We start from the raw sequence: 15276 nt of genomic DNA on the forward strand, positions 1-15276 counted from the left end.
CTCAGGCGTCGCTGTGGGCGGCGACCCACAGCTCGGTGACGTGCGCGCGCAGCGTCTCTTCGGCGTCGGGCGCGAGTCCCTCGTCGGTGACCACCAGGTCGACCTCGTGGAGATCAACGATGGTGGTGAGCCCCACGGCTCCCCACTTCGTGTGGTCGGCGAGGACGACCGCTCGGCCCCCCGCCGCGACGAGGGCGCGGTTGGTCTCGGCCTCGAGCAGGTTCGAGGTCGTCAGCCCCGCTGTGAGGTCCAGGCCGCGCACACCGAGAAAGACGATGTCGCAGTGCAGATGCTCGAGGGACGCGACGGCGACCGGACCGACCAGTGCATCGGCGGGAGTGCGGACGCCGCCGGTGAGCACCACCGTCTGCGTGTAGGGCTCGTCCGCCCTGTCGGGGCGGGCGAACACGTCGGCCACGGGCAGGGAGTTCGTGACGATCGTCAGGTCGTCGATGCCGCGCAGCTCGCGCGCGAGAGCCCACGTCGTGGAGCCTCCGCTCAGTCCCACCGACATGCCCGGCTCGACGAGCCCGGCCGCGCGGCGGGCGATGGCCCTCTTGCCGTCTCCGTTGCGGCGGGACTGCGTGGCGAAGTCACGGGATGCCGCGACTCCGGGCTGCGGCGTGCGAGCGCCCCCACGGACTTTGTCGACGTGGCCGTCGGCCGCCAGCACGTCGAGATCGCGCCGGATGGTCATCTCGCTGACGCCGAGGGTCTCGGCCAGATCGGGAACCGCGGCGGCTCCCTGTCGGCGAACCTCGGCCAGGAGGCGGGATCGGCGTTCGGCGGCGAGCACGATCGCTCCTCTCGTTCGGGCCTCCAGTCTTCCACGGCGGCCCGCTCGTGAACGGCGTCATCGCCGATCCCGCGGGGGAGGGCGATTACGGCTTCGAGCTGCCGGCCCTTCGCGCGGTGCCCCCGGTCGCTCCGCCCGTCGGTTTCGCCGAGCGCTGGGAAGCCTGGGCGGCGGCGGCGGCCGAGGTCGACCCCGATCCGAGGATGACGCCCCTCGGGCGCGTGGACGGGCGATCGCTCTTCCTCGTCGATCACACCGTCGCCGACGGTCTGCGCGTGCGCGGGTGGTTCGCGACGCCGGTGGGCGGGATGCCGCCGCGGGTGGGGATCGTCCACGGTCACGGCTACGGCGGGCGCGAGGTTCCCGAGTTCGATCGCGTCCCGGACGATGCGGCGGTCTTCTTCCCCGTCGCGAGAGGGCAAGGGTCGCTCAACGCCGGACTCGGCGCACCGACGCCCGCCGACGGGCACGTGCTCCACGGCATCCACTCGATCGACGAGTACGTTCTCGGCCGATGCGCCGTCGATCTCTGGCATGCCGGGTCGGCGCTGGGAGCTCTGGCCGGACCGATCCCGTTGTACTACGTGGGCGAGAGCTTCGGCGGCGGGATCGGGGCGCTCGCTCTTCCCTGGGATGACCGTTTCGTGGGGGCGACGTTGATCGTGCCGAGTTTCGGCCAGTACGACCTGCGCCTGCGCCTGCCGTGCGAAGGCAGCGGCGAGCGTGTGCGGGCTCACGTCGGGGTCCACCCTGAGTCCCGCGAGGTCCTGCGCTTCTTCGACGCGTCCACGGCGGCGACCTTCGTCCGCGTGCCGGTGCGGGTGGAATGCGCCTTACGCGACCGTCACGTTCCCCCGCCCGGGCAGTTCGCCGTCGCCAACGCGATCGACGAGGCGCCGGGTGCCGAGTTGGAGCTCGACGTGCAGCCCTACGGCCACCGCGAGTACCGCGGACTCGACGCCGTCCGCTCGCGGGCATTCGCCGCGACCCACGCGCACATCGACCGGGTGCTCTCGCGAGCGTCCGCGGAGGGGGAGAACCCGTGACCCAGTTCGACCTGCCGCTCGCCGACCTCGAGGCCTTCCGCCCGCCGCGAGAGGAGCCCGCCGACTTCGACGCCTTCTGGGCCGAGACGCTCGGCGAGGCAAGGGCGGCGTCGTGGCCCGCGCGCTTCACCCCGCTCGACACCGCCGACACCGGTGTGACCGGTGTCGAGGTCGACGATGTCGTCTTCGCGGGGTTCGCGGGGCACGAGGTGCGCGCGTGGCTCCTGCGCCCGCGCGGGGCTTCGGGGCCTCTGCCGTGCGTCGTGCAGTACATCGGCTACAACTCCGGTCGCGGCCTCGCCCACCAGCACACGCTGCTGCCCTCCGCGGGGTTCGCGGTGATGGTCATGGACACGCGGGGGCAGAGCAGCGGCGCGCTGCCCGGGGCGACCTCCGACCCCGTGGGCGGAGCGCCGCATGTCGCCGGTCGCGTGACCGAGGGCCTCGACGACCCGTCCCACTCCTATTACCGCCGAGTCTTCTGCGATGCGGTGCTCGCGATCGATGCGGTCCGGTCGCACCCGGCGATCGACGCGACGCGCGTCAGCGTGTGGGGCGGGAGCCAGGGCGGGGGCATCGCGCTCGCCGCGGCGGCGTTGAGCGAGGGGCTCAGGTTCGCCGCGATCGACTTCCCGTTCCTCAGCGCGATGCGTCGGGCGGTCGCCATCACCGACGCCGCCCCCTACAGCGAGATCGTCGCGTACCTGCAGACTCGGCGCGGCGACGAAGAGGCGGTGTTCCGCTCTCTCTCGTACCTCGACGGCGTCAACTTCGCCGCGCGAGCGAGGGTTCCCGCCCTCTTCTCGGTGGGACTCCGCGATGCCGTGTGCCCACCGTCGACCGTCTATGCGGCGTACAACCATTACATGGGTGAGAAGAGCATTCGCGTCTACCCGTGGAACGGACACGAAGGAGGCGGCCCGGTGCACCAGCTCGAGGTGCTGCGGGCTCTCGCCGCGCGCGGCTGAGCCGGCGCGCCGTGCGTCGGGCGCTACGGCGCCGTGTAGAGAACGACGCTCGCCGACAGCCGTTCCGATGTGAGGCCCGCGGGAACGGATCCATCCGCGCTGGCGTCAGCGTTTCCGGCGGAGACCCACATGTCGTCTCTGAGGTGAGTCGTCACGTCCTTCTCGCCGCACGACACCGACGCCGTGCCGCCCGAGGACGAGAAGACCGCCGCGACGCACACGTCCGTCGTCCCCTGGCGGTGGCCGAGATAGAGCAGCACCTCATCGAGTGAAGCGATCAGACGGATCGACGTCGGTTCGAGGCCGATGTTGGGGTCGCTCCCTTCCTCGTAGATCGCGATCCTGTCCTCGTTCGTCTGAACCCAGTCGAATTCCGGGATGCTCGGCTCTCGCATCGAACCTGAACCGATGCTGCCGGTGAGCGCGCCCACGGCGAAGATCGCGATGCCGACCCCGCCCATGATGACGAGTCGTCGCCGATTCCGTCTCGGGCGCTGCGCAGGGGGAGACGTGTCAGCTCTCGCGTCCTCGCTGAGCGGCGCCTCCGCATCGGACGTCGCATCGGAGTGGCTTAAGGGTGAAGCCTGTCCGCGTTTCTGCTCGAGCGTGGCGAGACGATCCATCTCCGCGGGGGTCGCTCTGCCCCGCGCACTCCACGCTCGTTCCCGTAGGGCGGTCAGCTCTGCCTGCTCCTGCTCGTCCAGCATTCGGTATCTCTCAATGGTGCGGGCCGATAAACGGGATGCGCGAGGGCGCCCGATGCCGCACTTCCTGCTTATGGCTGCCTCGCCAGAGCTGATCGAAAATGCGGACAGTTTTAGGGGAAGAAAAGGAGGGGCATTCACTGTCGTGGTGTGAATACCCCTCCTCGAGGACTCGAGGCAACTAACGCCGCCGAATAGCTCGTACTCCCAGGAAGACCCACACGACTGTCATAGCGCCAAGACCCACCGCCCATACTGAGCCGCTCAGTCCAACCCAGATGGCAAGAGCCAGGAACAGAGCGGCGATGACGAAGGGTGTGATGGTGCCGGAGCCCATTCGGGCGCCCGGAGTTGGCTGGCTCATGATGAGCACCCCCAGACAGAAACGGCTACTCCGAGGACCGTAACACCAACGGGACCCCCGGTCACGGCTCCCAGCCATGTGACTCCAAGTGACGCGGCACATTTCGCGGCGGCCTCGGCTTGTGCGCGCGTCGCGCTATATCCGACATACCTATAGTTCTTGCCCTTCCAGGGGAAGCACCCCACTGATGCTGCGCAATATTGACCCGCGGGTACCTCTTGGTACAGCTGGCGAGAGCATGACGATCCCGGCTGGCAGTACTGAGTGGTGGTCACACATCTGCCGTTCGGTGCGCAGACGCGCGTAGCCGCAGCCGCGTGAGCGGTACTTGGGGCGACGCCAAGGGTGAGGATCAGCATCGCGAGGACGCTGAAGACGAGACCCGCGAGTCGGTGGCGAGAGGTTCGATCGGTGAATGTTGGCGCTCTGAGGCGCTGGGCGAGTTCCATGCCCGGACAATATTTGGCTCTGGCGATGCCGTTTCGACTGGTTCGCTTTCATCACCCGCGGATGCGGGAAATCCACCCGCGCTGACACCCAGGAAGAGGCTCGGCCTGCGGTCCAGCGGTCGAGAGTGCCGCCCTGTCGCCGAGTCAACGACGAATATTGCTCTTTAATCCGACATCTTTTGGTTGCCATACCGCAAAAGCCGCACTACTGTCGGAAGGGCCAGGACACCTCGACGACGAGTCCCCCACCACCCCCGGGTCGCCCTCCATCCCCCTCGGAGCGCCCCTCTCGAACGCCTCCGACCCCACGGAGACGTGCCGTCGTGCGTACCCGGTATTCGACGTCCCTCAACGAAGAACGGACCCCCGCGTGAACACTTCGGACACCCGCCGCACCGCCGACGTCGGCGCCTGGTTCATCGGCGCTCGCGGCTCGCTCGCGACCACGGCCACCCTCGGCATCCACGCCCTCGCCCTGGGCGTCGCGACGCCCATCGGGCTCACGAGCGAGACCGACGCGGTGCGCGTCGACGAGTTCCCCGCGATCGCCGACATCGTCGTCGGCGGCCACGACATCTCGACCACTCCGCTCGAGGAGCGGGCGCGTCAGCTCGCCGCCGGGGGGATGTTCCCCGCACCCCTCGTCGACGCGGTGGCCGAGCGCCTGCGCGAGACCGAGCACAACCTGCGGACCGTTCCCACCCTGACCGCGACGCAGCAGGAGGAGATCGACCTGCTCGCCGCCGACATCGTCGACTTCCGCGAGCGGTACGACCTGCGCGAGGTCGTCGTCATCGACGTCTCGTCCACCGAGCCCCTCCCTCCGTACCACCCGGGCTTCGAGGACGACGAGCTGCTGCAGGCGGCCCTGACGACGCCGGGCGTTCGGGTGCTCCCGCCCAGCTCGCGCGCCGCCCTCGCCGCGATCGCCGCCGGAGCCGCCTACGCGGCGTTCACCCCCTCGGCATCCCTCAACCTTCCCGTCCTGCGCGAGCGCGCCGAGCGCGCGGGAATCGCCTACGCCGGTCAGGACGGCAAGACCGGTGAGACCTTGCTGCGGACGGTCCTGGCGCCGATGTTCGCCGCCCGCGGGTTCCGCGTGCAGTCGTGGGCCGGAACGAACCTGCTCGGCGGCGGCGACGGGGCGACCCTCGCCGACCCCGAAGCGGTGCGCTCCAAGCTCGTGTCGAAGAACCGCGGACTGCACGCCCTCGTCGGCGACGATGTCGTGGCACCGCTGCACATCGACAACGTCCCCGATCTCGGCGACGTCAAGACGGCGTGGGATCACGTCAGCGCCACCGGCTTCCTCGGCAGCCGCGTGACGCTGCAGACGACGTGGAGCGCGTACGACTCGGCTCTCGCCGCGCCCCTGGTCATCGACCTCGTCCGCTCCCTCTCGCTCGCCACCCGCGCCGGCCACGCCGGCGTCGTCACCGCGCTCGGCTGCTTCTTCAAGGACCCGTGGGGCAGCGACATCCACGGCTTCGGCGAGCAGACCGCCGAGTTCGTCTCGTGGGTGCACGAGACCGCCGCCGCCGTGTCGGTAGCTCGGGTCGCCGCACCGTGACCCGGGTCGCGGACTACCTCGACCTCGTCCGCGCCCCCGCCTCGCTCACCGTCCTCGGCGACGCCCTCGTCGGGGCGCTGAGCGCGCGCGGGCCGGGGGCGGACGGCCCCTGGCGCGTCGGCGCCCTCGCGGCCTCGTCGGTCTGCCTGTACAGCGCCGGCATGGCGCTGAACGACTGGGCGGATGCCGACCTCGACGCGCTCGAACGCCCGGAGCGCCCCCTCCCGTCAGGGCGGATCAGCCGCGACCGCGCGCTCGCGGTGGGCGTCGGGCTCACCGTCGTGGGGGTCGGCACGGCGTTCGCCGCCGGTCGCGCCTCGGGCCTGGTCTCCCTTGCGCTCGCCGGAGCGCTCTGGAGCTACGACACCGTGTTCAAGGCGACCGCTGCCGGTCCCGTGGTCATGGCCGCGTGTCGCGGACTCGATGTGCTGATGGGGGCGGCGGGTGCGGGCTGGCGCTCCGCGCTGGTCCCAGCGGGCGCCGTCGCGGCGCACACCGTGGCGGTCACCGCGATCTCGCGCGGCGAGGTCGACGGGTCGACGGCGACCACCGGTCGCGCCGCCGTGGCCGCGAGCGTCGCCGTCGCGGCATCCGGTCTGCTCGGTCGGGGGAACCGGCCCGCCGCCGCGCTCGGGGGAGCGCGCTACCTCGCCGCCGTACTGCCCGGCCAGCTGGCGGTCGCCCGCCGCCCCGGAGCCGCCGAGGCCCGCGACGCGACGCGTTCCGGCATCCGCGCGGTCGTGCCCCTGCAATCTGCGCTCGCCGCGCGCGCGGGGTCGCCCCTCGCCACCGCCGCCCTGCTCGGCATCGAGACCCTCGGCCGGATGCTCGGCCGCCGCCGATCGACGGGAGACATCACATGAGCTGGACCTGGGGTTACGGCACCAACGGCTTCACCGATCACCCCCTCGCCTCCGCCCTCGACGTGCTGCAGCACCACGGGTACGGCGCCGTCGCGCTGACCCTCGGTCATCCGCACCTCGACCCCTTCGCTGCCGACTGGCGTGCGCAGACCGAGGCGCTCGCCGCCGACCTGCGCCACCGCGGCCTGCGCGTGGTCGTCGAGACGGGCGCGCGCTATCTGCTCGACCCCCTGCGCAAGCACCGGCCGACCCTCGTCGATCGCGAGGCCGCACCGCGCATGGCGTTCCTGAAGCGCGCCGTCGAGATCGCCGCGATCCTCGATGCCGAGTGCGTGTCGCTGTGGAGCGGGGTCGTGCCCGACGACGTCTCGGCCGATCAGGCGCGCGTGCTGCTCGACGAGCGTCTGCTCGAGCTCACCGCCTTCGCCGCCGACGCGGGGGTCGTCCTCGCGCTCGAACCCGAACCCGGGATGCTGATCGAGACCGTCGCCGACGCCCTCGCGCTCCGGGCCCGCCTCGGTCACCCGGCGAACCTGGGCCTCACCGTCGACCTCGGTCACTGCGTGGTCGTGGAGCCCGCGGGGGTGGTCGGAGCCCTCCGCGCCGCCGGGCCCCTGCTGCGCAACGTGCAGGCCGACGACATGCGGGCCGAGGCGCACGAGCACCTGCCCTTCGGGGAGGGGGAGCTCGACCTGGATGCCGCCCTCCAGGCGCTGCGCGAGATCGACTACCGCGGTGTCGTCGCCGTCGAACTGCCCCGGCACGCGCACGCGGCACCCGAGCTGGCCGGCGCGAGCATGACCGCCCTGGTGGCGTCGGCGAAGCGCGCGGGGGCCGAGGTGAGAGAGGGCTCCGCCAGCGGAGGACTCCGCACCCCCGCAGCGCCCTCCGTATCCGGGGCGGTCGCGCCCGCCGAGGGCCCCGCGATGCACCCCTGGACCGCCCGGGCGCTCGAGCAGGTGCGAACGGATGCCGCCCGCGCGGCCCGCCTCTTCGCTTCGGCGGGGCGCGAGGTGGGGCGTGACCCCCTCTCCGCCGAACCTTTCGCGGCGACCGCGGATGACGCCGCCCGCGCGGCGATCATTGCGGCCCTGGCCGACAGCGGGGCCGACCCCGCGGTGGCGGTCGCGCTGTACCGCCGCGGCGACGACGCCGAGCGCCGGGGCGTGCTGCGCGGCCTCGACGCGCTCGCCGCGCCCACCCCCGCGTGGCGCGAGGCCGGGCTCGAACTCGTCGTCGACGCCCTCCGCGCGAACGACACCCGGCTCGTCGCTGCGGCTCTCGGGCGCTTCGCCGCGGATCACCTCGACGACCACGCGTGGCGCCACGGCGTCTTGAAGTGCGTGTTCCTCGGCATCCCGCTCTCGGTCGTCTCGGCCCTCGACGCCCGTGCCGACGAGGAGCTCGCCGCGATGGCGGAGCGATTCGCCGCCGAGCGTCGCGCCGCCGGCCGCCCGGTTCCCGCCGACCTCTCCCTCCTCCGTGCTCGCGAAAGGGCCTGACATGCGCATCTTCGACCCCCACATCCACATGTCGGCGCGCACCACCGACGACTACGAGGCCATGTACGACGCGGGCGTGCGCGCCCTGGTGGAGCCGGCCTTCTGGCTCGGCCAGCCGCGCACGAGCGTGGGGTCGTTCCTCGACTACTTCGACGCGCTGATCGGGTGGGAGAGGTTCCGCGCGGCGCAGTTCGGCATCCGCTACCACTGCACGATCGCGCTCAACCCTAAAGAGGCGAACGACGCGCGCTGCCGCGAGGTCATGGCCGAGCTGCCGACGTATCTCGCCAAGGACGGGGTCGTCGCGGTCGGTGAGACCGGTTACGACTCGATGACCCCCGACGAAGACGAGATCCTCCGCCAGCACCTCGCGCTCGGCATCGAGTTCGACCTCCCCGTGCTCGTCCACACCCCGCACCGCGACAAGACCGTGGGCACTCAGCGCACGCTCGACGTGGTGGCCGAGTCCGGCATCCCGATGGAGCGCGTGCTCGTCGACCACCTCAACGAGACCTGCGTCGACGCGGTCGCCGACAGCGGCGCCTGGATGGGCTTCTCGATCTATCCCGACACCAAGATGGACGAGCAGCGCGTCGTCGCGATCATGCAGCGCATCGGGCTCGACCGCGTCATCGTGAACTCCGCGGCCGACTGGGGCCGTTCCGACCCGCTCAAGACCGCGAAGACGGGCCTGGCGATGCTCGCCGCCGGGTTCAGCGACGACGACGTCGATCGGATCCTCTGGCGCAACCCGCGCGAGTTCTACGCGCAGAGCGGCCGGGTCAACACCGACCCGATCGAGGGGTTCGCCCCCGCGAGCCAGGGCCCCGACCTGTTCGAGGGCAACTCCGTGCTGCGCGGGGTGGCATCCCGCCAGGGGGCGTGAGGGTGGAGCTGTCGTACTGCACCAACGTCCACCCCGCCGAAGACCTGCCCGGCATCGTCCGCCAGCTCGACGAGCACGCCGGTCCGATCCGGCGGGCGGCGGGCCTCGACCACCTCGGCGTCGGACTGTGGATGCCGGTGGGCGTGGCATCCCTCCTCTCCGACGACCCGCGGGCCCGTGCCGTCCTCGCCGACGCCCTCGAACGCAACGGCCTCGAGCTGCGCACGGTCAACGCCTTCCCCTATCGCGGGTTCCACGACGACGTCGTCAAGCTCGCGGTGTACCGCCCCGACTGGACGACGCGCGAGCGCCTGGAGTACACGCTCGACTGCGCGCGCGCCCTCGCGGCGCTCCTGCCCGCCGGGGCCGAGGGCAGCATCTCGACGCTCCCGCTGGGGTGGAGAGCGGGGTGGGATGCCACGGCCGACCGCGCCGCGGAAGACAACCTCGTCCGGCTGGTCGAGGGCCTTCTCGCCCTCGAGCGCGAGACGGGGCGGACCGTGCGCGTGGCGATCGAGCCGGAGCCCGGCTGCATCCTCGACGACGTCGCCGACGTGGTGGCCTGGCTCGGCGCCCGCCCGCAGCTGACCGCCGGGGGCCGCCTCGGGCTGTGCCTGGACACCTGCCACCTCGCGGTGTCGTTCGCCGACCCCGCCGGAGCGGTCGCTGCGGCCACCGCCGCCGGCATCCGCATCGTCAAGGTGCAGGCCTCGGTCGCCCTCGAGGTGCCCGACCCCGCCGACCCCCGCACGGCGGAGGCGCTCCGGCCCTTCGCCGAGGAACGCTACGTGCACCAGGTGCGCGAGGCCGGCGGTCGGCGCTCGGCCGACGACCTGCCCGAGGTGCTCGACGCGGCCGATCCTTGGCCCACCGACCGCGCGTGGCGCGTGCACGTCCACATCCCCCTTCACGCCCGACCCGCGGCTCCCCTCCGCGCCACCACCGAGGTGCTGCGCGCCGCGGTCGACGCGGTCCTCGACGCCCCCGGCGGCGGCGACGCCCACCTCGACGTCGAGACCTACACCTGGTCGGTGCTGCCCGACGCGCTGCAGCCCGACACGCTCGTGAGCGGCATCGTCGCCGAGCTGCGCTGGGTGCACGCGCACCTGCCGCATGCCCTCGCCGGGGTCCCGGCATCCGGAATCGACGAACGGAGTCTCGTATGAGCAAGGTGCTGCTGCTCGACATCGTGGGGCTCACCCCGCGCGCGCTCGCCTCGATGCCCGGACTCACCGCCCTCGGTCGCGCCGGCGGGCACCTGGGGCTCGACACGATCCTCCCGGCCGTCACGTGCAGCGTGCAGTCGACCATGCTCACCGGCACCATGCCGCGCGAGCACGGGATCGTCGGCAACGGCTGGCACTTCCGCGGTCTCGGCGACCCGCTGCTGTGGCGCCAGCACAACAAGCTCGTCGCCGGCGAGAAGGTGTGGGAGACCGCGCGGCGCTCGCGCCCCGAGCTGACCACCGCCAACCTCGGCTGGTGGTTCGCGATGGGGGCGACGACCGACATCACCGTGACCCCGCGGCCGATCTACCACGCCGACGGGCGCAAGAGCCCCGACGCGTACGTGCGTCCCTCGGCTCTGCACGACCAGCTGGTCGGGGCGCTGGGCGAGTTCCCGCTGTTCCAGTACTGGGGACCGACCGCGACGATCCAGAGCAGCGCATGGCTCGCCGAGGCGACCCAGGGCGTCATCACCGAGCGGTGGGGCCCGGCGCCCGACCTGGCGATGGCGTACCTCCCGCACCTCGACTACGACCTGCAGCGCTTCGGGCCGAACGGTCCCGAGGCCGATCGCGCGGCCCGCGAACTCGACGACGCGATCGCACCCCTGCTGACCGATGCCCTCGACCGCGGGTACACGGTCGTCGCGGTGTCGGAGTACGGCATCGAAGAGGCCTCGCGCCCCGTCGACGTCAACCGCGCCCTGCGCCGCGAGGGCCTGCTCGAGGTGTACGTGCAGGACGGCCGCGAACAGCTCGACCCGTGGACCTCGCGCGCTTTCGCCGTCGCCGACCATCAGGTCGCTCACGTCTACGTTCCGGATGCCGCCGACCTCCCCCGCGTCACGGCACTGCTGCGCGGACTCGAGGGCGTCGACGAGGTGCTCGACCGCGAGGCGCAGGCGCGGTACGGCCTGGATCACGAGCGCTCGGGGGAGCTGGTCGTGGTGGCCGAGCCCGGCGCCTGGTTCACCTACTACTTCTGGCTCGATGACGAGCGCGCGCCCGAGTACGCCCGCGGTGTCGATATCCACCGCAAGCCCGGGTACGACCCCGCCGAGCTGTTCTTCGACCCCGCCGACCGCCTGGCGAAGGCCAAGGCCGGCGCCAACCTGGTGAAGAAGAAGCTGGGCCTGCGCTACGCGATGAGCACGGTGCCGCTCGACCCCTCGTGCGTCCGCGGGACGCACGGGCGCCTGTCGTCGTCGCGCCGCGACGGACCGATGCTCGTCACGAGCGACGCCGGTCTGCTGCCCGACGCCGAGTCGCTGCCCGCCGCGGGCGTGCGCGACCTGGTGCTGCGCGGTCTCGGCGTCTGACGGGGCGCCGGCGCGGGTAGCTGCGACGAGGACAGGGGATGGCCAGGGAACAGGCCGTTCTCGGTGGTTTCGCCCTGTTCCGGTGGCGTCTCCTGTCCTCGTGACGGCGCCGAACACGCGAAGAGGGCCGGATGCCATGGCATCCGGCCCTCTCTATCGCTTCCGACCGATCCCCCCGGATCAGCGCTGGCTGAACGCCGCGTCGAACGCCGCCCCCGAGGGTTCGTACGACGACAGCTTCCGCACGAACCCGAGCGCCTCGGGCGCTCCGACCAGGCGGTCCATGCCCGCGTCCTCCCACTCGACCGACAGCGGACCGTCGTAGCCGATCGCGTTCAGCATGCGGAACGCGTCCTCCCACGGCACGTCCCCGTGGCCGGTCGAGATGAAGTCCCACCCGCGGCGCGGGTCGGCCCACGGCAGGTGCGACGACAGGCGCCCGTTGCGGCCGTTGCCGAGGCGCTTCTTCGTGTCTTTGCAGTGCACGTGGAAGATCTTGTCCTGGAAGTCCCACAGGAACGCCACGGGGTCGATGTCCTGCCACACCATGTGCGACGGGTCCCAGTTCAGCCCGAACGCCTCGCGGTGACCGATGGCCTCGAGCGCCCGCTTCGTCGTCCAGTAGTCGTAGGCGATCTCCGAGGGGTGCACCTCGTGGGCGAATCGCACGCCGACCTCGTCGAACACGTCGAGGATCGGGTTCCAGCGGTCCGCGAAGTCCTGGTAGCCAGCATCCACCATCTGCTCGGTCGCGGGCGGGAACATCGCGACGTACTTCCAGATGCTCGACCCGGTGAACCCCGTGACGGTCTTCACGCCGAGCTTGGCGGCGAGGCGCGCGGTGTTCTTCAGCTCCTCGGCTGCGCGCTGGCGCACGCCCTCGGGGTCGCCGTCGCCCCACACGCGGTCCGACACGATGTCGCGGTGACGCTGGTCGATGGGGTCGTCGCAGACCACCTGGCCCTTGAGGTGGTTCGAGATGGTCCAGACCTTCAGGCCGTTGCGCTCGAGCACGTCGAGCTTGCCCTGCACGTAGGCCTCGTCGTCCCAGCGCCACGGGTCGAGGTGGTCTCCCCAGCAGGCGATCTCGAGGCCGTCGTAGCCCCACTCGCCGGCGAGGCGGGCCACCTCCTCGAAGGGCAGGTCGGCCCACTGGCCGGTGAAGAGCGTGATCGGGCGCGTCATCGCGTCGTCCTTTCGTCGGTGCGGATGCGGGATCGGATTCAGGATGCCGCGAACGCGCGGGCCCCGGGAGCGGCGGCGGCGAGGTCGGTGTCGACGCCGGTCCAGGCGCCCTCCGCCTCGGAGCTGCGCGCGACGGCGTCGAGCACTTCCTGCACGTGCAGACCGTCGGCGAACGAGGGGCGCGGATCGGCCCCGGCCGCGACCGCCTCGACGAAGTCCTTCGCCTGGTGCGAGAAGCCGTGTTCGTAGCCGAGCATGTGGCCGGTGGGCCACCACGCCGCGACGTAGGGGTGCTCGGCCTCGGTCACGAGGATCCGGCGGAAGCCCAGCTCGGTCGCGGGGGCAGTGGCGTCGTAGTACTGCAGTTCGTTGGGGCTCTCGAGGTCGAACGACAGCGAGCCGAGGGAGCCGGAGATCTCGATGCGCAGGGCGTTCTTACGGCCCAGGCGGAAGCGCGAGGCCTCGAACGAGGCGAGACCGCCGCCGTCGAGGCGGCCCGTGAAGAGGGCGAGGTCGTCGACGGTGACGGCGCCGCGCTCGGTACCCGCCGAGCCGGAGAGGCCGGAGGCGGAGGCGAGGACGGGGCGCTCGGCGACGATCGTCTCGAGGGTGCCGGCGACCCGGGTCACGCGCTGGCCGGTCATGAACTCCGTCAGGTCGACGGCGTGCGCGCCGATGTCGCCGAGAGCGCCGGAGCCCGCGCGGTCCTTCTGCAGGCGCCAGGTGAGCGGGGCTTCGGCGTCGCTCAGCCAGTCCTGCAGGTATTCGGCCCGCACCTGGCGGATCTCGCCGAGGCGGACCTCGGCGATGAGGTCGCGGGCGAAGGTCGTGGCCGGAAGGCGGCGGTAGGTGAAGCCGACCATCGAACTGATGCCGTCGGCCCCGGCGGTCGCGGCGGCTGCGGCCATGCGGCGAGCCTCGTCGACGGTGTTGGCCAGGGGCTTCTCGCACAGCACGTGCTTGCCGGCGGCGAGGGCTGCGAGGGCGATCTCGGCGTGCGAGTCGCCCGGGGTCACGATGTCGACGACGTCGATGTCGGAACGGTGGATGACCTCGCGCCAGTCCGTCGCGCTCTCGTGCCAGCCCCAGGTGTCGGCGGCCGCCTGGGTGCGGGCGGCGTCGCGCCCGACGAGCACGCTCATCTCGGGGGCGAGGGGGAGATCGAAGAATCGAGGGGCGACGCGCCATCCCTGGGAATGCGCGGCGCCCATGAATCCCGCACCGATCATGGCGATGCGAAGGGGCTGGGTCACGATGGAGGTCTTTCTGTCGGGGGGACGGGGGACGGGGCGCCCGCGGTCATCGCGGACGCCCCGTTCCGATCAGGACTGGAACGAGAGGTCGATGAAGGACGCGACGTTGTCCTTCGTCACCACGGGAGCGTCCAACACGATGCGGTTGGGGACGCTCGGCGTGATGAGGTCTCCCGCGGTCTTGCCCTGAGCGATCAGTCGGGCCAGCGCGATGCCGTCGGCGGCCTGCGTGGACGGGTAGATGACCGTCGCCTTCAGGACGCTGTCGTCGGCCTGGATGGCCTCCATGGCGTTGCGGCTGCCGGCGCCGCCGACCATGAAGAAGTCGTCGCGGCCGGACGCCGTGACGGCGGCGAGGACGCCGATGCCCTGGTCGTCGTCGTGGTTCCAGATGGCGTCGATCTTCGGGTTGGCCGACAGCAGCTGCGAGGTCGCGGACTCGCCGCCCTGGACGGTGAAGTCCGCGGCGACGCGGGGGCCGACCTCGAGGCCGCAGTCCGAGAGGGCGTCGGCGAAGCCCGCCGAGCGGTCCTGCGTCAGCGGCAACGAGTCGATGCCGGCGATCTCACCGACGATGGCGTTGCTGTTGCCCTCGAGCTGCTCGCAGATGTAGGTGCCGGCGCTGACACCCATGCCGTAGTTGTCGCCGAGAACCGTCGAGCGGGCGGCGAAGGGGCTCGAGAACTCGCGGTCGACGTTGATGACCGGGATGCCGGCGTTCATGGCCTTGATCGCGACCTCGGTCAGGGCGGCGCCGTCGCTGGGCAGCAGCACGATGGCATCCACGCCCTGGTTGATGAAGGTCTCGACGGCGGCGATCTGCGCGTTGACGTCGTTCGTGCCTTCGGCGACGCGCAGGTCGACATCGGAGTACTTCTCGCCCGCGGCGAGAGCGCCGGAGTTGATCGCGCCGAGCCAGCCGTGGTCAGCGGCGGGGCCCGAGAAGCCGATGACGACGGTGTCGCCCGCGGCGGCGTTCTCTTCGGTGGTGGTGCCCTGGTTGACGGCATCGCTGCTGTCGTTGTTCCCGCCGGTGCAGCCGGCGAGCAGGCTGACCGAGGCGAGAACGGCCATACCGGTCAGGGCGAGTCGCGAACGCGACTTCCAGTTCGAGCGCATGTGCTTCCTCCTTGAATGTGATGCAG

General features: G+C 71.6%; 13 protein-coding genes. 8 read left to right on the plus strand and 5 right to left on the minus strand.

What is annotated here, in order from left to right; all coding sequences use genetic code 11:
* Position 1 precedes the first annotated feature (1 nt).
* Positions 2-796 (minus strand): DeoR/GlpR family DNA-binding transcription regulator, encoded by a 795-nt coding sequence (locus F9B98_RS08185; protein ID WP_150955426.1) that lies wholly within the window; start codon positions 794-796, stop codon positions 2-4.
* Positions 797-843: 47 nt separating this feature from the next.
* On the opposite strand from F9B98_RS08185, the gene F9B98_RS08190 reads away from it, so the two are divergent.
* Together F9B98_RS08190 and F9B98_RS08195 are read left to right on the plus strand one after the other, a co-directional pair.
* Positions 844-1842 (plus strand): acetylxylan esterase, encoded by a 999-nt coding sequence (locus F9B98_RS08190; RefSeq protein ID WP_150955429.1) that lies wholly within the window; start codon positions 844-846, stop codon positions 1840-1842.
* A complete protein-coding gene (locus tag F9B98_RS08195; RefSeq protein ID WP_150955432.1) occupies positions 1839-2810 on the plus strand; it encodes an acetylxylan esterase in 972 nt (323 codons plus the stop codon). The genes F9B98_RS08190 and F9B98_RS08195 overlap by 4 nt, the downstream gene beginning before the upstream one ends.
* Before the next feature lie 23 nt (positions 2811-2833).
* On the opposite strand, the gene F9B98_RS08200 is transcribed toward F9B98_RS08195, so the two are convergent.
* Positions 2834-3655: a hypothetical protein gene (locus F9B98_RS08200; RefSeq protein ID WP_150955436.1), complete on the minus strand. Its 822-nt coding sequence runs from the start codon at positions 3653-3655 to the stop codon at positions 2834-2836.
* A 1042-nt stretch (positions 3656-4697) separates the two neighbouring features.
* On the opposite strand from F9B98_RS08200, the gene F9B98_RS08205 reads away from it, so the two are divergent.
* From F9B98_RS08205 to F9B98_RS08230, 6 genes are read left to right on the plus strand one after another with little or no spacing between them, the layout of a single operon-like run.
* The gene (locus F9B98_RS08205) at positions 4698-5897 is read left to right on the plus strand and encodes an inositol-3-phosphate synthase (protein WP_150955439.1); all 1200 of its coding nucleotides are present in this window, start codon (positions 4698-4700) and stop codon (positions 5895-5897) included.
* Complete coding sequence (locus F9B98_RS08210) at positions 5894-6760, plus strand: SCO3242 family prenyltransferase (protein ID WP_150955442.1); 867 nt, start codon at positions 5894-5896, stop codon at positions 6758-6760. Before F9B98_RS08205 ends, F9B98_RS08210 begins: the two co-directional genes overlap by 4 nt.
* Positions 6757-8262, plus strand: a complete 1506-nt coding sequence (locus tag F9B98_RS08215) for an EboA domain-containing protein (RefSeq protein WP_150955445.1) — start codon at positions 6757-6759, stop codon at positions 8260-8262. Before F9B98_RS08210 ends, F9B98_RS08215 begins: the two co-directional genes overlap by 4 nt.
* A gap of 1 nt (position 8263) precedes the next feature.
* The gene (locus F9B98_RS08220) at positions 8264-9148 is read left to right on the plus strand and encodes a TatD family hydrolase (protein ID WP_150955448.1); all 885 of its coding nucleotides are present in this window, start codon (positions 8264-8266) and stop codon (positions 9146-9148) included.
* Positions 9145-10314 carry a metabolite traffic protein EboE gene (gene eboE, locus F9B98_RS08225; protein ID WP_225310264.1) on the plus strand — a complete coding sequence of 390 codons (1170 nt, stop codon included), beginning with the start codon at positions 9145-9147 and terminating at the stop codon, positions 10312-10314. Before F9B98_RS08220 ends, eboE begins: the two co-directional genes overlap by 4 nt.
* Positions 10311-11693 carry a nucleotide pyrophosphatase/phosphodiesterase family protein gene (locus F9B98_RS08230; RefSeq protein WP_150955451.1) on the plus strand — a complete coding sequence of 461 codons (1383 nt, stop codon included), beginning with the start codon at positions 10311-10313 and terminating at the stop codon, positions 11691-11693. Before eboE ends, F9B98_RS08230 begins: the two co-directional genes overlap by 4 nt.
* 180 nt (positions 11694-11873) lie before the next feature.
* Here F9B98_RS08230 and F9B98_RS08235 read toward each other — a convergent pair whose 3' ends face one another.
* The 3 genes from F9B98_RS08235 to F9B98_RS08245 all read right to left on the minus strand — a co-directional run bounded on the left by F9B98_RS08235 (position 11874) and on the right by F9B98_RS08245 (position 15250).
* A complete protein-coding gene (locus tag F9B98_RS08235) occupies positions 11874-12878 on the minus strand; it encodes a sugar phosphate isomerase/epimerase family protein (RefSeq protein WP_150955454.1) in 1005 nt (334 codons plus the stop codon).
* A 38-nt stretch (positions 12879-12916) separates the two neighbouring features.
* Positions 12917-14107, minus strand: coding sequence for a Gfo/Idh/MocA family protein (locus F9B98_RS08240; protein ID WP_150956025.1), 1191 nt, complete (start codon positions 14105-14107; stop codon positions 12917-12919).
* 93 nt (positions 14108-14200) lie between these two features.
* Positions 14201-15250 (minus strand): substrate-binding domain-containing protein, encoded by a 1050-nt coding sequence (locus F9B98_RS08245; RefSeq protein ID WP_150955457.1) that lies wholly within the window; start codon positions 15248-15250, stop codon positions 14201-14203.
* Positions 15251-15276: the final 26 nt, after the last annotated feature.

The sequence above is a fragment of the Microbacterium testaceum StLB037 genome, assembly GCF_008763945.1.
Taxonomy (GTDB): Bacteria; Actinomycetota; Actinomycetes; order Actinomycetales; family Microbacteriaceae; genus Microbacterium; species Microbacterium testaceum_G.